Origin of the sequence: Desulfovibrio ferrophilus, assembly GCF_003966735.1 — a bacterium.
Lineage (GTDB): Bacteria > Desulfobacterota > Desulfovibrionia > Desulfovibrionales > Desulfovibrionaceae > Desulfovibrio_Q > Desulfovibrio_Q ferrophilus.
Map to the genome: position 1 here is coordinate 75,089 of NZ_AP017378.1, position 19,056 is coordinate 94,144.

Sequence of the window (19,056 nt, forward strand, 5' to 3'; positions counted from 1 at the left end):
TTTATTTGTAGATCTTGACCCGGGTGGAAACGTGAGCTTCGCCACCGCGCATGTCCTGTTCGTCCAGGGTGGAGCCTGCATCGGCGATCAGCTCGTTATCGCCGATCCAGTTGCCGCGTGAGGCTACCTTGCCCATGGTCTGGCCAAAGCCGTGGATGATGCCAGCACAACCAGGGATGATCTTTTCCGTGAGCATGATGGGGACTTCGACCTTGCCGCTGCCGGATTCCATGGTCACCGTATCGCCGTCTGCAATGCCCAGCTTCTTGGCGTCGATGGGATTCAGCAGGCAGGGGTTGGCGTCCAGGCCAGAGGCCGGGTCGCGGAGTTGGGCGTTGTTTTGGGACCAGGCTCCGGTGTTGTTGAGGAAGATGGTCCTGAAGTTGACCAGAATGAATGGGAATTCCTCTTCACCTCGGCGATATTCCAGAGGCAGCTCAGGGCTGGGCCACTCTTGCCCGATGTCTTTGTACATCTGCCATTCCAGCTCGATTTTGCCGGAAGGGGTGTTGAACTTGCCCTGATCCTCGTACTTGCGGAAGCCAGCAGTGCCGGGGGACCACAGGCCACCGTTCTCCTGAAGCTTCTTCACGGACATGCCCACACCGGCGAGTTCGATATCATAGTACTCGACGTCGTCCTTGAAGGCGAAGTATTCCGGGAACATGCGCTTGCCAAGCTCGATGAAGACCCTGTTGGCATGGCGTGCCTCGCCAATGGGTTCGACTACGGGCTGGCACAGGGCAGTGCCGTGACCGAAGTTGTACCACCAGGGCATATACAGCAATTCCCAACGCTCGAAATTGGTCTGGTCGGGCAATACGAGGTCGGCCCATTTCATGGTCTCCGACGGCATGATTTCCGTGACCACAAGCAGCTCAAGTTTGTAGTCGCCATTCTCGTCCTTCATGGTCACGGCCTTGCGCCACTCGCCCGAACCCATTTCCGACAGGGCAGGGTTGCACTCCGAGGCGAAGAAGACCTTGAGCCCGTCGTCCTTGATGGCCTGGGCTGCGTACCATGTGGGCTCCAGGAAGAAGTTGTAATTGTCGAACTTCTCGCGGTTCTTGCCTGTGCGGTGGTAGCCCAGTTCCCCAAGGTCGGGGCCAGCGGGCACGGGTTCGACCGGAGCCATGGGAGCGATTTCCGGCAGAGGCTGCCCACCGGGGTTGTCCAGGTTGCCGGTGATGACGAGGAAGGTTGACCATGCGTGGCCCCAGTCCATGCCGTTGCCGTACATGATGGACTTGAAGGCATCGATGCAGGCGCTGGGTGCTTCTGCGACCATCTTTGCCAGTTTCTCGATGTCCGCAGCCGGAACGCCACAGATCTTGCTCATGGCCTGGGGGGTCTTGTCGGCGATGTATGCCTTCAGGCTCTCCATGTCTCCTTCACGAACCCATTTGTCGCAGAACTCCTTGTCGTGCAGGTCATTGGCCAGCAGATAGTTGCAGACGCCCAGGAACAGGGACGCATCTCCGCCGGGCTTGATGGGAATCCACCAGTCGGCCTTGGAGGCTTCGGTGCGGTAGATGGGATCGATGACGATGAGCTTGGCTCCACGTGCCTTGGCATCAAGGATGTGTTTGGGCACACAGGCATCATCCAGACAGCCGAAGGGGTGACGACCGGACAGAATCATCAGGCCACCCTTGGGTACGGTATTGTACATGGGGGCGATATGGTGGTTGGGGAAGCAGCCAAAAGTGTGCATGTGGGCCATGATCTTGGCCGAGTCACAATGCGGCAGACCCGTGGAAATGAAACCTCCGCAAGCGTTCACAAATCGCCATTTGGGATCGGTGACTGAATGAGGGAACATGGAATAGGTGAACTTGTGGGCCTCGCCACGGTCACGGAGTTCGGTCAGTTTGGTTTCCATGATGCCCATGGCTTCGTCCCAGGTGATGCGTTCGAACTTGCCGCTTCCACGTTCACCGACACGCTTCATGGGGTATTTGAGCCGCTCCGAGGAATATAACGAAGTGATACCGGCCATGCCCTTGACGCAGGCCTTGCCGCGACCCCGGGGATTGCCTTTCACTTCCTTGACGACGCCGTCTTCCACGCGGGCCAGAATGGCGCATTCAGCCTTGCACTGATAGCAAACAGTTGGAATCCACCCATCTTCATACATATCGTACTCCTAGGTTTCACTGTATCCAAAGCACTGATTATTTGCCTTGTCGCTCGTCTTCACCAAAATGGTGTTTTTTTCGGTACGTATTACCAATGACCCAGATGATCGCCCAGGCGGCAATGAAGGCCCCCCAGATGACGGGATTAAATGGGCTGTAATCGTAGTCCATCCATCCTCCTTAGGTGTGTTTGTCCGGTGCGGTCTGCATCCGGCGTTTGCGGTACAATTCCTTGAGTTTGAGCGGGTCGACCACAAGCTGAAAAATGACGGCCACGAAGAGGGTTCCACCGATGGCGTTGCCCATGACAGTAAACAGCTGGTTGTGTGCCCATCCGAATTTTCCGAATCCCCAATGCATCAGCACGGGCGTTATTTCGTTCATGTTCGAGACGGCCTCAATCCACAGGTCCTGCTGGAACAGTGGCACCGCCAGAAAGCCGATGTTGGCAATACAGTGCTCATTCATGCCGGCGACAAAGGCCAGAGGACCGTAGGCCGTCAGCATGATCTTGCTCATGTCGTCGTTGGTTTTCATGAAAAGGATGGCTGCGGATTGGAGCGTCCAAGTGCAGATGATGCCCATGACGAATATTTCCATGGCGGTTTCACCAGTCTTTGCCAGGCCGATATCGTGTGCGCGCATAAGCCAGGGCAAGGCGTGGTAGCCCCCCCCCTTACTCATGATCCACATGAAGCTCATGGAACCGGTGAAATTGCCGACATAACCGGCAAATACGCCCAGAGCGAATTGTCCCCAGGATATCCGGCTTTGAAACACGCCGACCAGACCGTAGGCCATGTCAGCGGTGACCAGTGTCATGCCACTGAACATGATGATGACCAGCGAGAACATGAACACCAGCCCCATGAGCAGATTGGCCAGCCCCGGTGCCAGATTTTGCGGGACCCCGGCTGATACGGCCAAAGCGAGCATGGCCCCGAAGCAGACAAATGCACCTCCTGCGAATGCTGAAAGCAGGAAAGCAAGGGGTCTGTCCCTGAGCATTTCCCATTTTTTGGAACAGAGGTCCGCGACCCCCAGAATATGTTCCTCTGAATTCAACGGCATCAAGTTCTCCTGTGGAAACGTCCTTTGCCCTGATGAACTGTGGGTGTGGATGTTCAACTGTTCCCGTCAACGGGAGATGTGGTACCTCTTGGAGTCCATTGCTTGGCGCGGTGCACTGCGCGCAGACCTTTTTCAGTGCCTGCAAGATAAAGAGCCGCGAGGTACCGAAAAAGTTACCTGTCTGGAGAAAAAAAGTTGAAAATAAACGGGAGAACCGAAGCGGAAGTAGGGGGCGGGTGCTCGTCCTGAAAGGAGATGCGGGAGTGCCTGTGCGATTGGCGCAACGGGCAGGCGTCAGCGAAATTTGTTGCACACGAATTGATCCAGATCGCAAGGGGCGGAGAGCACTCCGCTGGCAAGGGCGAGTTTCATGAACTTGGCCATTCTGTTTTTGTCCGGGTGTAGATTGTCGAAGGTCACGACTTTGCCTTCAAGAACCCGGGCGGCGAGTTCGCTCTGGATGCCGGTGTAGATGGCCTGGGTTTCCGCACAGTATTTAATATCAGTATGAATCTTGTCCCGTGCCCGGAGCAGGGCGCAGACATATTCGCTGACAAGATTGGGATGTGCCTGGCAAAAGTCTTCGCGCACGGCCACGACACAGCATGGATGACCGGGAGCGAGATCCTTGGAGCGGATGAAGACGTTGGCATCGCCTTCACATACGCATTTCGTGCTCCATGGCTCCGCACAGAAGAACGCGTCGATTGTCTGGCTTTTCAGGGATCGAATGGCATAAGACGGATTGGTGTCCGCGGTGTTGATGTTTTCCCAGAGTTTCGGGGCTTCATTGGCTAATTTGCCCAGCAGGACGCGGTGTGTTGAATAAGGGCCGGGGACACCCACGAGTTTGCCCTGGAGCTTGTTGGTGGACGCTGCCAGGGCGCTGCCATCATGATGTCCGTCCAGGACGTATTTGAGGTGTGTACCGGAGTTGCACAACTGCATGGCAAGGGGGGCCATGATAAAGGCCGCATCAATTCGCCTCTGCTTCAGGGCCTCGGCAAGGACGCTCCACGACAGGAAACGTTTCATGTGGATTCTCGAGTGCCGTCCTTTGCTTAACCTGTGGGCTACCATGCCCAGCAGATGGTCGGATATGGGTAGATACCCGACCCGGATTGCTGTTTCCCCCATTTGATCCTTGAGCATGCTGGCAAGTCTAGGCTGAGCGCTGTGCAATCGCTTGCGGACGGTGCCTTTGTTGACGGCAAGGATGTCGGCGATTTCGTCGATGGAATGGCCGGATTCGTAGTAGAGAAGACAGACGTCGCGCAGGGGAGCGGACAATTGCAGGAAGGCGTGATTGACCGCTGCCTTGAAACAGCGCTGCTCATACCTGGATGCCGGGTCCAGGGCTTTCGGGGCTAGCGGTTGGTAGCGGTCCAACCCCTCCAGGGAAACCTCTTTTCCTCGTTTGCGTAAATGCCGGTAGCATTGAGAATCGACAATGGATCTGAGCCATCCCGGAAAGCTGTTGACGTCCCGAATCTGGTCAAGCCTGGTGAAAGCGATGATGAGGGCTTCCTGGACGACATCTTGAGCCTCTTCCCGGGAGAGAAGGATTCGCCCTGCACGCACGAGCATCCCTGGCATCAGCTCTGATATCAGCTTGGCGAACCCGTCTGTATCGAGGTTGTTTCCTTGCTGTTGAGCCGGGCTGTTTCGTTTATCAAATTCTCTGGCTTGAGCCATGATGCGATCACCTTGAGTGCTATAGATGAATCTAATTAGGTGGTGTGCGTTTGTGGATCAGCTGATGCGTTAGGTGAGAATCCTTTGCTGTTGTTGACAACTCAAGACAGTTGTCTGGTATAAGTGAAGCGTTAGTTTGTGAGTAAGTACTTGCTTCTGAAGACGTCTTTTTTTGAACCTATCACATGGATATTTAGTTCACAATTACAATTGGTTAGTCTTTTGATAAATACGCAATGCTGTTTGAGGGCGTAATGCTGCTCCGGTGGGAAGTTCAACGTGGGTGGATGGTTTGTCGGGTGCGATTATGTTGTTCTATAGTGTATTGATGATTGCGTAAGCAGGGGTCGGGATCTTGATGTTCCATGCTGTCTTGCACGACGGTACTTTTGGCAGGAGTGCGTGGGTTGCCCATGAGCCAGCCTTGTCTGCTGAAAGCAGGTATGAGCAGGCTTCACCCCGCAAAGGGCTTGTGATAAAACCGCTGCAAAACAATGAATCCAGCCGCTCCTTTAACGGGGCAGGAGGCCATTATGGAATTGAGTACTGTAAAGATCGAGAATCCTGATGCCCTGAATCTGATTTTTGGGCAATCGCATTTCATCAAAACCGTTGAGGATCTGCACGAGGCCATTGTGGGCGCCGTGCCCTTTGCCAAGTTCGGACTGGCATTTTGCGAGGCCTCGGACAAATGCCTGATCCGTCTGTCCGGTACCGATGAAGGCTGTATCGAGTTGGCCAGCAGGAATGCTCAGGCCTTGTCCTGTGGGCATAGCTTCATTCTGTTCATGAAGGATATGTTCCCCATCAATATCGTGAACGTCGTGCAGAATGTGCCCGAAGTCGTTCGCCTGTTCTGTGCTACTGCCAATCCGGTGGAGGTTGTTGTGGCAGAGACTGATTTGGGACGTGGAGTGATGGGCGTCATCGATGGTTTTGCTTCCAGAGGAGTGGAGACGGAGGCGGACGTTGAGCACCGCAAAGGTTTTTTGCGAACCATTGGTTACAAGCTGTAGGCTATTGAAATGCCATGATTCGATGAGCCGCCGTCCCCTGTGGGCCGGCGGCTTTTTGTTGTCTGCGCGGTATCGTGGTACAGAGGAATCATCGGAATTATCAGGGAGTTGGAAGTGCCTACAATGCAGTTCATGCGCTTGACAATCTTGAAGCCATGTTCGTATAGGTCTAAACCTTCGAAAGTTTTTTGAGCAAGGGACACGATGCCGGTATTTCCCTCGGAATGACCCGGTAAATAAGGAAAAAGGGAGAAACCAATGTCGTTGCAGAACCAGAGAACGTACGCCCTGGTGGGACATGGCGGCGTCGGCAAGACCTCCGTGGCCGAGATGTTGCTCTTTCAAACAGGCATCATCAATCGGTTGGGCAAGATTGAGGAAGGGACTACCTCTCTCGATACCGAACCCGAGGAGATCAAACGTCGAGGCTCCATTCAGCCTGCCTTCGCCAGTTATGACTGGAAGAAGAACACCCATTTCCTGATCGACACCCCGGGTGACAACAACTTTGTCGGCGACCTCAGCTATTGCTTGGCCGGTACCGACGCCGTTGTGTTTACCATTGATGCCGTGGACGGTGCCAAGCCTCTGACCAAGCGCCTTTGGGAGCAAGTCAAAGCTGTTGGGCGTCCGGCCATGGTCTTCATCAACAAGATGGATCGCGACCGTGCGGACTTCCAAATGGCCTTTGACAGTTTACACTCGATTCTGGGGATTCGCCCGGTCCTGTTGTATATGCCCATCGGCGCCAAGGAAGATTTCAGGGGCGTGGTTGATGTCCTCGGTAACAAGGCTCTCCTTTTCGATGCTGACGGCAAGACGATCGAGGGTGAGATCCCCGGCGACATGGCTGATGAGGTCGAAATTCTGCGTGAAACCATGATCGAGAACATCGCCGAAAGCGATGAAGAACTCATGGAAAAATATCTGGAAGAGGGTGAACTCTCTGCCGAAGACATCGCTCATGGCATGCGCCTTGGCGTGCTGGCTGGCGAGTTGGTCCCCGTGGCCTGCGGTGCCGCTCTGCAGAATGCCGGTGCCCAGCAGATCCTGGATATTGCCCAGGATTTGTTCCCTGCGCCGACGGAAAGTGGTCCCTGGCAGGGCGAAGGTGAAGGCGATGAATTGACTGCCGATCCTGACGGCCCTCTGGTCACCTTTGTTTTCAAGACCATCTCCGATCCTTTTGCCGGACAGTTGACGGTCCTGCGTGTACTTTCCGGTACTTTGAAGCCAGATTGCACGCTCTTGAACACTTCCAAGGAAGAAAAAGAGCGCGTGGGGCAACTCCTGAATATGGTGGGTAAAGAACAGAAGCCCATGAAAGCACCGGCCGGGCCTGGTTCCATTGTCGCCCTGGCCAAGTTGAAGAGCACACATACGGGCGATACCCTTTGTGCCGAAAAGGGCTCCTTCGTCTTTCCCAAGCCCAAGCTTGCTCCGGCGCTGATCTCTTACGCTTTGGCTCCCGAGGAGAAGGGCGAGGAGGACAAAGTCTACACCGCAGTGCACAAGATTCTTGAAGAGGACGTGTGTCTGAATTTGCATCGCGATGCCGAAACCGGAGATATCCTGCTCTCGGGCTCTGGCCAACTGCATATCGAGATTTCGGTGGAAAAGGCCAAGCGCCGTTACAAGACCGGAATCCTGCTCAAGACTCCGAAGATTCCCTATCGTGAAACCTTCAAGGCCAAGGCCGATGTCCAGGGCCGCCACAAGAAACAGTCCGGTGGCCGTGGTCAGTTTGGTGATTGTTTTATTCGACTTGAGCCACAACCCCGTGGTGCCGGTTATGAGTTTGTGGACGAAATCGTGGGTGGCTCCATTCCTCGGCAATACATCCCTGCCGTGGACAAGGGGGTTCAGGAAGCTGCTGCACGCGGCGTTATCGCCGGGTATCCCGTGGTGGACTACAAGGTCTCCTGCTACGACGGCTCCTATCATTCTGTTGATTCATCGGAAATGGCCTTCAAAGTTGCCGGGTCCGTGGCCTTCAAGAAGGCCGCAGAGGTGGCCAAGCCAGTGTTGCTTGAACCTGTGGTTCAGGTCAGCGTGTTCGTGCCTGACGAGTTCATGGGCGATGTGATCGGCGACCTTTCCAGCCGCCGGGGCAAGGTTCTGGGGTCCGACTCCCAGTCTGGACTGACCGAGGTCAAGGCGCATGTGCCCATGGCGGAGGTTCTGCAATATGCACCGGACCTGCGCTCCATGACTGGTGGGCAGGGTACGTTCACAATGGAGTTTGACCATTATGAAGAGGCTCCGCCCAATGTGACCGAGCAGGTCATTGCCGAAAGCAAGAAGGAAGAGCACTAGGCTGATGCTGTTTGATTGTTGTCTGTCATGATTCAGGGCCGCCCCCATGGGAGCGGCCCTTTTTCTGTCCCTTGACCTGGCGGCGGTCAACTCCTACTTTTTTGCTTGGAGGAATGTCCATGGACAGAAGCAATGAGACGAGTATCCAGGCGCGAAGTGGATTGAGGACGCTGAAATTGTGGTCGTTGATGACCCTCGTCCTGATGATGGTCATTGCCTCGGGATGTGGGAATCTCGAGGATGGAGAGAACACCCTGAGTGCACGTCAGGCCTGGGAGCTTGTCAGGGAACGACCAGACGAAGTGGTTGTTCTGGATGTGAGAACCCCGGAGGAGGTCGCAACAGGAATCATCCCCGGAGCGCAGGTCATCAATTTTTATGACTCGCAGTTCGAGGCGCGCATCGCCGGATTGGACCGAGGGAGAATCTATTTGGTCTACTGTCACTCGGGTGGCAGGAGTGCGACAACCATCAACCGGATGCGCTCTCTGGGATTTGCAGATGTCAGGCATGTGGGTGGTGGCATTGTGGAATGGCTACGCGAAGGGCTGCCTTTGGTCCGGTCTGGCGATAGCTAAGCCTCTTTTGTCTCAAATCCTCCTTCTCCTAGTGGATCACGGGTTGTCCGGGCACGTCTTTTCCAGTACATTGCCACTCGACCCAAAGCCTCTAACCGATTCACAGGGCGGGAAAGGCCGCCGATTCGACAACATATGATTCGAAATATTCTATTCTTCCTCTTTTTTACCCCGGCTACGGCTCTTGCTTCTTTGACGTGCGCTATCTTCAAATCGCAAGCTGTCTGGGCCTCCCAGATGTGGGCTCGTTTTACGATCTGGATGACCATGTTGCCGCTGGACGTGGATCTTTCCGAATTGGATCCCGAGCAGACCTACGTGTTTATGGCCAACCACCAGAGTCAATTGGATATTCCGCTTTTGACTGCCCTGCTGGCTCCGCGCAAGGTGAGCTTCGTGGCCAAACAGTCATTGTTCAAGATCCCCGTGTTTGGTGCGGCCATCAAGGCTGTAGGGCATATCAGCATTGATCGCTCCAATCGCCGTCGAGCTATGAAGAGCATCGAATCTGCCGTGCAAAAAGCCCAGGGGGGACGTTCAATTATGATCTACCCCGAAGGCACCCGAGCCGAAGATTTGGATAACATTCAGGAATTCAAGATCGGCGGCGTGATCATCGCCCTGAAGACCGGACTGCCCGTGGTGCCCATTGTGCTGTCCGGTACCGGTGAGGTTCTGCCCAAGCACAGATTGCTGTTGCGCTCGGCCCCCTTGAAGGTCAAGGCTTTGCCCCCGATTGATACCGGGAAGTATACGATGAAGGATCGAGAGGCCTTCAAGGATGATTTGTACAAGATGATGAATGACGCCTACCTGGAGATGCGCAGTGACTGATCACGAGTTGAAAATCACGCCGCTGGGAGGCCTTGGCGAGATCGGCATGAACTGCATGGTTCTGGAAACCAACAGTTCCATGGTCATCATCGATTGCGGGTTGATGTTTCCCGAGCATTCGCTGTTTGGCATCGACGTGGTTATTCCGCGTTTCGATTATATTCTGAAGAACAAGGATAAGCTCAAAGGCATTGTTGTTACCCACGGGCATGAGGACCATATCGGGGCGTTGCCCTGGCTGGTGCCGCATGTGGACGTTCCGGTCTTCGGCTCCGAGTTCACTCTGGGCTTGGCGGCCAGCCGCCTGAAGGAACACAACCTGGACCGTTACGTGGATATGCGTGTGGTCAATGGTCGTGACCGGGTGGAACTGGGCGATATTGCCGTGAATTTCTTCGAAGTCTGTCACTCCATTGTGGGTGGCTTCGGGCTGGGGCTTGAGACTCCTGCCGGCAAGGTTGTGCATACCGGAGATTTTAAGATTGACCGCTATCCCTTGCATGGCGTGGAGACGGACCTCAAGGCTTTTGAGGAGTTCTCCACGAGCGGTGTGGTTCTGATGATGTCCGATTCCACCAACGTGGAGCGCGATGGGTATTCCCTGACCGAGCGCGAGATCATGGCTTCTCTGAAGCAGATCTTCGGCCAGGCCGAAGGGCGTATCCTTGTGACGCTGTTCTCCAGCCACATCCAGCGAATGCAGGAAGTCTTTGAGCTGGCCAAGGAGTATGGACGTAAGGTCGCCGTATCAGGCCGTAGTCTGGCTCGGAATATCGAGTTGGCTGACGAGCTGGACTATTTGCGCATTGGTGGCGGTACGCTGATCAATATGGAAGATCTGCACCGCTATAATGATGACCAGTTGGTGTTGTTGGTCACGGGATCTCAAGGTGAGCCGTTGGCATCTCTGTCGCGCATTGCCCAGGGCGAGCACCGTCAGCTCAGGATTCACAAGGGTGACCTGGTGTTGATGTCTTCACGCTTTATCCCCGGCAACGTGCGCGCCATTACGCGAGTCATCAACAATCTGTATCGCCTGGGTGCAGAGGTGATGTACGAAAAAGTTTCCGGAATCCACGCCTCTGGACATGCCCACCGCGAGGAATTGCGCATCATGCTTGAGACCGTGGACCCCAAGTTCTTTGTGCCCGTGCACGGAGAATACCGTCATTTGGTCAAGCATTGCCGCCTGGCGCATGAATATGGCGTGGCCCGTGAGCGGACCGTCATTCTTGAGGATGGGGACCCCCTGACCCTGACCGCCACCAGTATTCGGCTGGAAGAGCGCGTGCCCGTGGAGTGCATTTACGTGGACGGCAAGGGCGTGGGCGATGTCGGACAGTCGGTGCTCAAGGAGCGGCATCTGCTGGGTGGCGAGGGCCTTGTCATGGTCAATATGGTCGTGGACAAGAGTACCGGAGAGATCCTGTTCGGCCCTGACATCATGTCCAAGGGCTTTGTGTTCGAGCAGCAGTACAGTCATCTGCTTGAAGACGCCAAGTGCATTGTACTTGATATTTTCGAGAACATTCGGCCCGGTGATACCGACAAGCTCAAGGAGCGCATCCGCTCGTCGCTCAGGCGGTTCTTCCGTCGTGTTCTGGAGCGGGACCCTGTGGTGGTCCCGACCGTTGTGCTGCTCTAGTCCTCTTCTTTGCTGGGTACAGACAGGGCGCCTTCCGTCAGGAAGGCGCCCTGTCTGTTTGTGAGCGGGCGCAATTGCCAGCTGCAAGTTTGGCGGTTTGGCCGTGACCTATGAATGGAGTGTGCGTGCCGGATGGCCCGTGAGCGTTGGGGAACGGAAAAGGCCGTTACCCGGATGGGGCAACGGCCTTGAAATTGTATGGGGCTTTGGCTTTGTTCTCTTTTGTGCCAGGGAGGTGTTCGAGCTATTCGAACAGGTCGAGTTCTTCGGCGACGAGGCGCTCGGCAATGGTGCGCCCATTGGCACTGTAGGTGCCACCCTGCACCTGGGCCTTGAGTTCGGCCACTTTGTCGGTACGGGTATCCGGGGTTTCGTTGGCCGTTTTCATGGCAATGGAAAGCAGCCGTGCGTCTTCGCTGACGGAGATGTTGTCTCCGCTACGCGCCGGATTCTTGACGCCTTTGGCGCCGTTCTCGGCAGCCTCAGCTTCCTGTTGCTTCTGGATATTGATTTGGTCGTAGGGGCTATTTGTGTTCCCCAAGCCTTTGATAGCCACGGCTGATCCTCCATTTTGGCGGCCTGAGAGGGCACGCACCTGATCGCTTGTGAAAAATCTTAATCCGCCCTCGTGATGGATGTCAAACGAGATGCGGATTCATTTGCAAAAAGGGAACCAAAGTGTGGGGAAGGCCGTGCGATGGCCCGGGAGGGGAGTCCTCGGGCCATCCGCAATTCAGCCAGGGTTGAAGATGTCTAGCTGCTAACCACTGAACCCAAGGGATTGTATCAGCTTTCCACTTGAGTTGTAGGTTGGCGACGCTTCGACGGCGACGAGCTTTTGAGCCAGCGCCGGATCGGCATAGACTTGGCGACGGAGCTTTGCCTTACGGATTTCCTTCATGGAATCGCTTAAGCTGTCCTTATTCGCCGGTTGCATCTCCAGCCCCTTTCCGTGAACTTCAGTCACTGCTAAAAGAGCCATGATGAACCTCCTTGTTACAATGGCGGCGCAATCCCTGTGCCACTGTTATAAGTCTTATCGGGTGAAATAGGAAAAACTTTAGACGTATGCAAGCTGATCTGCTGACTGATGCAGTAATGCGTGCTCTGCTGATGTAGTAAGGTCTTGTTTGGGCTGACGATATCGCCTGTGGTGTTTATTCTGTGCGCTTGACGGCGCAGATGCTTCCGCAGACTAGTGTGGTGCGAAATTTTGATCCGGGAGAAGCGCATTTCGTATGGATTATTGCAACACTCTCCCCTCCTCCGACATCGTGGAGTGCAATCAGGCCATTGTCGGCGACATGGGGTGCTCAAGATTTGCTGACGGCAGCTTGGGCAAGCAGAGTGGGAATATTCAGCCTCGATGATTTGCTGACTTAGTCTGAGGGGGTTTTGTGTTTTGGGCAGTTGGCATTCAGGTGGCAGGCAGAGCACCCGCCCTTCCAGGGCAGAGGGGTCAGCAGGGCATACCTTCTGTTCAGCGTGTGGCGTTCGGGCCAGCTGAGTCCCAATTCTTCGGCGGCCTCGCGTACGGCCGGGCTGGGTTCTGGGATAGGTGCGCATCCATGGGCCGCGATTTCCGGTATCAGGTCGGCAGCGGCAGCCATGACGTAATCCACGGCCAGGGCATGTTCGAGAAACCCTCGATGCGGTGAGGTCTCCCAGCAGCGTTCAACCTGCTGTTCAATATGTTTCTCCAGCCAGATAAGAAGCCAGGAGCCGGTGCCATTGTCGATGCGTTTGACCTGTATGCCATTAGTCAATGTGTCCCAAAGGGCGCTAAGTTCATTAATTGTTTCTTCGGGCAATTCACCTGTGTGGCTTGTGGCAATAAATCGGGTGGCGTCAAATTTTGGACTGACGGTGATGGGAGCAATGCGATATTCCGGCACGGGGCGAGACTCCTCTTTTGCGGATGGACAGATCAAACGTACGCACCCTATGAGCAAATACCATGCCGCCCGTCTTGCTGGACAGGGCGGTTCGCGAGGCTTATGTTCAATGCTAAGCAGGATCGGCTCTTCCGACCTGACAGGAGGACAGCGTGCCGGAATTGCGAGACACCGTCCATACCAAGGCCTTCAGGGCCATGTTTGATCGAAAGCCGCCCTATACCGCACATACGATGCGGCAATCGCGGGCGCAGGAGCACGCTCGAATCAGGAGCGCTCATGAAGCCGGTTTTCCGCAACGGACCGAACCGGGCACCCCTCCACACATGAAATTCCATCAGCATCCCACCGTGAGCGGGAGCTTTCAACCCGTCGAAGCAGACACGGGGCGGGTGTTTAGCACCGAAGCCTGACCACGCCGGATTCTTTTCTTCTCTTTTGCAATTGACGGGGTGACGGCTTGGGCTGGGGCGTTTGTGCTGTGCGTGGTTCGTTGGAAGGACGGGGGGCTGGAGCGAAGCGGGGAAAACGCTGGTTGATGCTACACTCAGGCTGCGCCGTTCGTCGCCTCGTCGCTAGGGGGTTGATCATCTTGTTCCTGTGGTTCCAACAGGCTGGGGTCTATTTTCCCGATAGCTTTTTTCAGCATCATGGCCTCTTTGAAGTCCGGCTTCAGGGCGAGTGCCTTGTCCAGAAATTCGACGGCATGCTCATGGCTGTCGTTGTCGTAGCAGGCTCTGGCGAGATTGAAGAGTAGATTCTCGTCACTTTTGCATAGTCTCAGTGCCCGCAGATAATACTCCAGACTTTCCCTGTACATTTCGTTCTTGCGTAGGGCGATTCCAAATTCGTTGAACAGATGTTTGTGTTTCTCGTTAAAGGAGCCTTCGAGGGTGACGATGGTGCGAAAGGTGTGCTTGGCCTTTTCCTTGTCTCCCATGCTAGCATAGGTCAGTGCTAGACCGAAATTGGCTCGGATATGAAATTCGTCAATGGACAGGGCTTCTTTGTAAGCGAATTCAGCGCTGTAGTGTTCGTCCTGACTCCGATGCTCGTCCCCTTTGGTTACGGCAGCTTCCACTTCGGCCATTTTGGGGGCTACGCGAGTCATGTAAATATTGGGTTCCGGGAAAAAATTCTTGATTGCTCGCGCGAGAGGAATTTCAGCGGGATCACCGCTGGGCAGGTAGCTCTTGGAAAGTGGGCGGATAAAAGTGGTCCCCTGCTCATCGCGTTCAAGAAACCAGAGTTTCTTTATTTTTTCTTTGCGTTTTGTTGCCCCAAAGCCCACGCTTTTGGTAACTATTTCAGAGAACACACCCGTAAATGGATACGGGATTGTGGTAGTCTCATCGATAGTGGCTTTTGGCGATTCTTCGGGCATGTGTAAAGGCTCATGGGGTGATAGGGTGTAAAGCTGCCTTCATTGTAAACGACTTGATGGCATGGTCAATCCCGATGGGAGTTTTGGATTAACCTTAATAGTCTTGAATAATAGGCAATATTTTTATCCATTTGAGATCAAAACATCGGATGTTTGATGAAGGATGTCAAGAAAAACAGCCGTTCCGGAGTAGCCGTGTTGCCCCGATTGATCAGGGTGCTGGTGCTTGCGCTTGTGTTGGGATTGTTTGCCGTGCCAGGGCCTGCACGGGCTGACGCCATGGATCGTATTGATGCCCAAGGGTTGATGAACCTGTTGGAGCAAGAGCGAGGGAAGGTTGTCTTGGTCAATTTTTGGGCATCATGGTGTGGCCCTTGTCGGGTCGAGATGCCCTTTTTGATAAAATTGCGGGAAGCCATGGCTCAGGAAGACTTGTTTATGGTCGGCGTGGCCCTTGATTTCGATGCCGATGCTGCAGCGAATTTTGCCGAAGAGGCAGGATTGAATTTTCCCATTTTTCACGCTTGGGACGATGTGATGCCTGCTTTCGCGGTGGGAGCAATTCCCAAGACCATGATTTGGGACCGGGAGGGGCGCTTGCGAATAGAGCATGTGGGTGTGATGGCTTCCGAAGCCCTGTTCGAAGGCGTTGGTGATCTTGTCGGGCAATAGAGCTTGGTGGCTGGGGAGGTTGATATGCGATTGTTATCCGTTTTGGTTCTAGTGGTCGCCTTGAGTTGTCTGTGGGGGGGGAGCGATGCCTGGGCTGAAGGCGTTGGTGTAGAATTCCAGCTCTGTACCTGCCTGGGAACCATGGCCGATGCTGAGCGTCTGGTTGACGAGTCGCAGGAGGCAGTCTCTGGGCTGGAGGCGCAGATACGGCCGCAGAAGATTGATGGTCGGACAGTATTCGAGATTTGGGTCTGGCATCCGGAGATGACACCTCAGCAACTGTGCACTGCATTGGGGCGGGCAAGTTGTGCCTCGGCGCGTGGCGAGTGCAAAGAAGATGGCGGTCAGTAATGATTTCAATAGACTTTGATTTCTTGCAGGATTGACATACAATCTTGTTTCAACTGGAGAATGTCTCTTTCGTGACTCGTTGCGGTTTGAAGCTCTCTAACGAATCAATATGAATATTCGAACTAAAATATTTGCAGGTTTCTTTCTGATTTTCGCTGGAACGATCCTGGCCGGCGGCCTTGTGCTGTATATAATGGTCAAGGATACATTGCAGCGTAATATCGAGAACGAATTGTCCAACAGCTCTGCCACCCTCCTGGAGTTGGTGAGGAATTCTGTGGACGTGTCCGTTCGCAATCGACTTCGGGCTGTGGCCGAGAAGAATCAAGAGATCATCTCCAGTTATTACGAGCGGGCAAAGCGCGGGGCCATGACCGAGGCTTCAGCCAAACAGCTGGCCGTGGAAATGATGAATGCCCAGCGCATCGGGCTGACTGGTTATATCTACTGCCTGGATAGCGACGGGGTTGTGGTGGTGCACCCTGTCACGGAGAATTTGGGCCGGGATGTTTCGGAGTTCGATTTTGTTCAGCAGCAGAAGGCGCTCAAGGAAGGCTATCTCGAGTACTACTGGAAGAACCCGGGAGAGGATGAGCTCAGACCCAAGGCTTTGTATATGGCTTATTTCGAGCCTTGGGACTGGATTATCTCCGTGAGTACATATCGGGAGGAGTTCCGGGAACTCGTGGATATTCGGGATTTCAGGCGTAGCATTCTGGCCCAACGCTTTGGTCACGAAGGGTATGCCTTTGTGCTTGATTCCCTGGGCAATCTGGTGGCGCATCCGTTCCTGTCCGGGAACATGCTCAATGCCAGAGGTGTTCGGGGCAGAGAATTGACCCAGGAGATGATCTCCAGAAAATTTGGCAAGATCAAATACTGGTGGAAGAATCCCGGTGATACCGAATCTCGTGAGAAAATAGTTATTTATAACTATTTGCCGGAGGTTGATTGGATTGTAGCAGCCAGCGGCTATATTGATGATTTCAACGCTCCTCTGACGTATTTGCGCCGCATGGCAGTGTTGGTTGTGCTGGTTGTGCTGTGTCTGGGACTGCCGTTTTCCTGGTGGGTCGGAATGTCTGTGACCTCTTCCCTCAAGGAACTGGGGGCTGGGTTTGCGAAAGCCTCGGAGGGGGAATTCACGGTTCGTCTGGCTGAACGCTCCAAGGACGAGATGGGGCGTGTGGCAAAATATTTTAATAATTTCATGGATCGGCTGGAAGCATACGACAATAATCTGCGTCGCGAGATCAGGGATCGTCGGGTAGCCGAGGCAGGCGAAAAACAGGTGCGCAATCACCTGCAGGATATCATCGACTCCATGCCGATTATTGTCCTTGGTGTCGATGCAGACAACAGGATTACCCTATGGAATCGGCGCGCTGAGGACGAGATGGGGATTCCCAGGGTACAGGCCTTGGGCAAGGATGTGGCGACATCATGTCCAGCTAGCGGCACTTTTCTTGATCTGTTGGATGAAGTCCAGCGCGAACACCGTTCTGTCTCTCGTGACAAGGTGATGGGGCTTCATAATGGCCAGGCTGTGTATCGATCCATAGATATTTATCCTCTGGCCGGTGCCGAGGGCGTGGTGATTGTCATTGCTGATGTGACCGACCGGGTGCAGATGGAAGAAATGATGATTCAGACGGAGAAGATGATGTCAGTGGGTGGATTGGCCGCAGGCATGGCCCATGAGATCAACAATCCGTTGGGGGGGATTCTTCAGGGAGCACAGAACATCATCAGGCGCTTATCGCCCCGGATCAAAGCCAATGCCAAGGTCGCAGAAGAAATCGGTTGTTCCCTTGATCATATTGAACGCTACATGCAACAGCGTGGCATACTGCACATGCTGGATGGCATTCGTGAAAGTGGGATGCGGGCAGCACAGATCGTGGCCAATATGCTTGAATTCAGCCGTGCCAGCGAGTCGAAGCGGGCTTTGAGTGATTTGTCTTCACTTCTGGAAAAAGCATTGGAATTGGCTGGAAGCGAATACGACCTCAAGCGGCAGTACGATTTCAAGAAGATTCTTGTGGAAAGAGATTTTGATCTGGATTTGCCTCCGGTGATGTGTTCAGCCACCGAAATCGAGCAGGTGTTTCTGAATCTGTTCCGCAATGCCGCACAGGCGATGTTTCTGCATGGAGCAGCAGGTGTGCCTATGCTCAGGCTCAAGACCCAGCGCGACGGCGATTGGGTTCGAGTCGAGATTGCCGACAACGGACCGGGGATGGATGAAGAAACCCGGCGGCGTATATTTGAACCCTTCTTTACCACTAAGGAAGTAGGGCAGGGCACCGGGCTCGGCCTGTCCGTCTCCTACTTTATCATCACCGACAACCATGGCGGAACCTTTGCCGTGGAGTCGTCCCCCGGGCGTGGGGCCACGTTCACCATCCGACTGCCCATCTAACGGAGAATGTTGGAAACACGAACGGGCCACCAAGGTTGATCCCCTGGTGGCCCGTTCGTGTTTTTGGAAGAGTGCTTGAACTTACTTTTCCAGGCGCAGGCGTTCCAGTTCGGCGATGCCGGCGCGGTTCAGTTTTTTCAGCAGGCAGTCATAGGAATCACCACATGCCTTGAGCACCATGGCGAGATGCTCCATGTTGCGTTCGATGGCTTCGGCATAAAGATCGTGGTTTGTTTCCCAGCGGCGGTTGAAGTGACGGATCATGAAGCGTTGCATGTTGCCCAACGGGCCATCCAGCCGGGGCTTGGCAACATGGGTGTAAAAAGCTTCCGTCTTATGCAGTAATTCCAGCTCAGAGGTATAGCCAGGAAGCTTGGCCTCTTCGAATTCTTTGAAGAGTAGCAGTAGTTTTTCCAGATAGTTACGGTCCGCAAGCTGGGCCAGAAGGTCTGCGCTGCCCATGATTCGTGCGACATGGGCGACTTGCTCACTGCTGAATTCGATGGCATCGGGCGAGGCGCTCAGGATTGTGCAGCGAATCATGTCGGAAATGTCGGTCAGGTCTTGCTCGCTCAGACCAGCCTTGGACAAGTGCTCCCGCATGAAAGCTATGGAACGGTCTTCGTGGCCGACGGTGTATTTGGCGCCGGTGCCTAGGGTGTCATCCTTGGTCTGGATCAGACCAACATCGTGATAGTAGGCGGAAATGATGCCCAACAGGAAGGGACGCAGCTGTCTGTGTCCGCAATCGGTAGCACAGCCATGCAGCAGACGCGCCGTGCAGAGAACCACCGAGAGGGTATGCTCCAGGTCATGATATTTGGTGTTGCTCCCTCTGTATCCCTCGAAACGACCTTCGAACAAGTCCACAATGTCGTGGTGGATTGCTGGGATGATTCGGGTGGCTTCTATGAGGTCCAGATCGCTGGCGAGTACCAGAATTTCTGAGAGGACGTTATCCGGGTAAGCCGGGTTCACAAAATCATAGAGTTGCGGGATGTCGAGATTCACGTATTGCTCCTGGTGCATGCCCATATCG

Annotated in this window: 18 protein-coding genes; 9 read left to right on the forward strand and 9 right to left on the reverse strand. The window is 54.4% G+C overall.

Annotated elements, in window-relative coordinates:
- Window position 1: 1 nt before the first annotated feature.
- From EL361_RS00380 to EL361_RS00390, 4 genes are all read right to left on the reverse strand, one after another.
- Entirely contained in the window at window positions 2-2,137 is a 2,136-nt protein-coding gene (locus EL361_RS00380; protein WP_126375609.1) for a molybdopterin-containing oxidoreductase family protein, read from the reverse strand.
- A gap of 37 nt (window positions 2,138-2,174) precedes the next feature.
- The gene (locus EL361_RS17305) at window positions 2,175-2,309 is read right to left on the reverse strand and encodes a hypothetical protein (RefSeq protein WP_269471679.1); all 135 of its coding nucleotides are present in this window, start codon (window positions 2,307-2,309) and stop codon (window positions 2,175-2,177) included.
- 9 nt (window positions 2,310-2,318) lie between these two features.
- Entirely contained in the window at window positions 2,319-3,209 is an 891-nt protein-coding gene (locus EL361_RS00385; RefSeq protein ID WP_126375610.1) for a formate/nitrite transporter family protein, read from the reverse strand.
- Window positions 3,210-3,503: 294 nt separating this feature from the next.
- Window positions 3,504-4,904, reverse strand: coding sequence for a sigma-70 family RNA polymerase sigma factor (locus EL361_RS00390; RefSeq protein WP_126375611.1), 1,401 nt, complete (start codon window positions 4,902-4,904; stop codon window positions 3,504-3,506).
- Between the two features lie 533 nt (window positions 4,905-5,437).
- Between EL361_RS00390 and EL361_RS00395 the strand changes: the two genes are divergently transcribed.
- From EL361_RS00395 to EL361_RS00415, 5 genes are all read left to right on the forward strand, one after another.
- A complete protein-coding gene (locus EL361_RS00395; protein WP_126375612.1) occupies window positions 5,438-5,920 on the forward strand; it encodes an adenosine-specific kinase in 483 nt (160 codons plus the stop codon).
- Between the two features lie 258 nt (window positions 5,921-6,178).
- Window positions 6,179-8,236, forward strand: coding sequence for an elongation factor G (gene fusA, locus EL361_RS00400; RefSeq protein WP_126375613.1), 2,058 nt, complete (start codon window positions 6,179-6,181; stop codon window positions 8,234-8,236).
- A 119-nt stretch (window positions 8,237-8,355) separates the two neighbouring features.
- Window positions 8,356-8,814: a rhodanese-like domain-containing protein gene (locus EL361_RS00405; RefSeq protein WP_172961565.1), complete on the forward strand. Its 459-nt coding sequence runs from the start codon at window positions 8,356-8,358 to the stop codon at window positions 8,812-8,814.
- Between the two features lie 261 nt (window positions 8,815-9,075).
- A complete protein-coding gene (locus EL361_RS00410) occupies window positions 9,076-9,648 on the forward strand; it encodes a lysophospholipid acyltransferase family protein (RefSeq protein WP_232034830.1) in 573 nt (190 codons plus the stop codon).
- Entirely contained in the window at window positions 9,617-11,293 is a 1,677-nt protein-coding gene (locus tag EL361_RS00415; protein ID WP_126375616.1) for a ribonuclease J, read from the forward strand. Before EL361_RS00410 ends, EL361_RS00415 begins: the two co-directional genes overlap by 32 nt.
- Before the next feature lie 244 nt (window positions 11,294-11,537).
- On the opposite strand, the gene flgM is transcribed toward EL361_RS00415, so the two are convergent.
- The 3 genes from flgM to EL361_RS00430 all read right to left on the reverse strand — a co-directional run bounded on the left by flgM (window position 11,538) and on the right by EL361_RS00430 (window position 13,188).
- Window positions 11,538-11,849, reverse strand: coding sequence for a flagellar biosynthesis anti-sigma factor FlgM (flgM, locus tag EL361_RS00420; protein ID WP_172961566.1), 312 nt, complete (start codon window positions 11,847-11,849; stop codon window positions 11,538-11,540).
- 204 nt (window positions 11,850-12,053) lie between these two features.
- On the reverse strand, window positions 12,054-12,275 hold the full coding sequence (locus EL361_RS00425; RefSeq protein ID WP_126375618.1) for a hypothetical protein: 222 nt from the start codon (window positions 12,273-12,275) through the stop codon (window positions 12,054-12,056).
- Between the two features lie 397 nt (window positions 12,276-12,672).
- Entirely contained in the window at window positions 12,673-13,188 is a 516-nt protein-coding gene (locus EL361_RS00430; RefSeq protein ID WP_126375619.1) for a hypothetical protein, read from the reverse strand.
- Between the two features lie 152 nt (window positions 13,189-13,340).
- On the opposite strand from EL361_RS00430, the gene EL361_RS00435 reads away from it, so the two are divergent.
- Window positions 13,341-13,601, forward strand: a complete 261-nt coding sequence (locus tag EL361_RS00435; protein WP_126375620.1) for a hypothetical protein — start codon at window positions 13,341-13,343, stop codon at window positions 13,599-13,601.
- 134 nt (window positions 13,602-13,735) lie between these two features.
- Here EL361_RS00435 and EL361_RS00440 read toward each other — a convergent pair whose 3' ends face one another.
- Window positions 13,736-14,572: a tetratricopeptide repeat protein gene (locus tag EL361_RS00440; protein WP_126375621.1), complete on the reverse strand. Its 837-nt coding sequence runs from the start codon at window positions 14,570-14,572 to the stop codon at window positions 13,736-13,738.
- Between the two features lie 156 nt (window positions 14,573-14,728).
- Between EL361_RS00440 and EL361_RS00445 the strand changes: the two genes are divergently transcribed.
- From EL361_RS00445 to EL361_RS00455, 3 genes are all read left to right on the forward strand, one after another.
- Window positions 14,729-15,244: a TlpA disulfide reductase family protein gene (locus EL361_RS00445; protein ID WP_126375622.1), complete on the forward strand. Its 516-nt coding sequence runs from the start codon at window positions 14,729-14,731 to the stop codon at window positions 15,242-15,244.
- A gap of 24 nt (window positions 15,245-15,268) precedes the next feature.
- Window positions 15,269-15,595: a hypothetical protein gene (locus EL361_RS00450; RefSeq protein ID WP_126375623.1), complete on the forward strand. Its 327-nt coding sequence runs from the start codon at window positions 15,269-15,271 to the stop codon at window positions 15,593-15,595.
- Between the two features lie 109 nt (window positions 15,596-15,704).
- Window positions 15,705-18,017, forward strand: a complete 2,313-nt coding sequence (locus tag EL361_RS00455; RefSeq protein ID WP_126375624.1) for a cache domain-containing protein — start codon at window positions 15,705-15,707, stop codon at window positions 18,015-18,017.
- An 81-nt stretch (window positions 18,018-18,098) separates the two neighbouring features.
- Here the strand turns inward: EL361_RS00455 and EL361_RS00460 are convergent, their stop codons facing one another.
- Entirely contained in the window at window positions 18,099-19,028 is a 930-nt protein-coding gene (locus EL361_RS00460; protein ID WP_126375625.1) for a hypothetical protein, read from the reverse strand.
- Window positions 19,029-19,056 lie beyond the last annotated feature (28 nt).

What these genes read in the sequence shown, in the direction of transcription:
- EL361_RS00440 (WP_126375621.1), bottom strand. Translation starts at nt 14,572, where the DNA reads ATGCCCGAAGAATCGCCAAAAGCCACTATCGATGAGACTACCACAATC.
- fusA (WP_126375613.1), top strand. Translation starts at nt 6,179, where the DNA reads ATGTCGTTGCAGAACCAGAGAACGTACGCCCTGGTGGGACATGGCGGC.
- EL361_RS17305 (WP_269471679.1), bottom strand. Translation starts at nt 2,309, where the DNA reads ATGGACTACGATTACAGCCCATTTAATCCCGTCATCTGGGGGGCCTTC.
- EL361_RS00450 (WP_126375623.1), top strand. Translation starts at nt 15,269, where the DNA reads ATGCGATTGTTATCCGTTTTGGTTCTAGTGGTCGCCTTGAGTTGTCTG.
- EL361_RS00380 (WP_126375609.1), bottom strand. Translation starts at nt 2,137, where the DNA reads ATGTATGAAGATGGGTGGATTCCAACTGTTTGCTATCAGTGCAAGGCT.
- EL361_RS00415 (WP_126375616.1), top strand. Translation starts at nt 9,617, where the DNA reads ATGACGCCTACCTGGAGATGCGCAGTGACTGATCACGAGTTGAAAATC.
- EL361_RS00455 (WP_126375624.1), top strand. Translation starts at nt 15,705, where the DNA reads ATGAATATTCGAACTAAAATATTTGCAGGTTTCTTTCTGATTTTCGCT.
- EL361_RS00410 (WP_232034830.1), top strand. Translation starts at nt 9,076, where the DNA reads ATGACCATGTTGCCGCTGGACGTGGATCTTTCCGAATTGGATCCCGAG.
- EL361_RS00385 (WP_126375610.1), bottom strand. Translation starts at nt 3,209, where the DNA reads ATGCCGTTGAATTCAGAGGAACATATTCTGGGGGTCGCGGACCTCTGT.
- EL361_RS00390 (WP_126375611.1), bottom strand. Translation starts at nt 4,904, where the DNA reads ATGGCTCAAGCCAGAGAATTTGATAAACGAAACAGCCCGGCTCAACAG.
- EL361_RS00445 (WP_126375622.1), top strand. Translation starts at nt 14,729, where the DNA reads ATGAAGGATGTCAAGAAAAACAGCCGTTCCGGAGTAGCCGTGTTGCCC.
- EL361_RS00395 (WP_126375612.1), top strand. Translation starts at nt 5,438, where the DNA reads ATGGAATTGAGTACTGTAAAGATCGAGAATCCTGATGCCCTGAATCTG.
- EL361_RS00425 (WP_126375618.1), bottom strand. Translation starts at nt 12,275, where the DNA reads ATGGCTCTTTTAGCAGTGACTGAAGTTCACGGAAAGGGGCTGGAGATG.
- EL361_RS00405 (WP_172961565.1), top strand. Translation starts at nt 8,356, where the DNA reads ATGGACAGAAGCAATGAGACGAGTATCCAGGCGCGAAGTGGATTGAGG.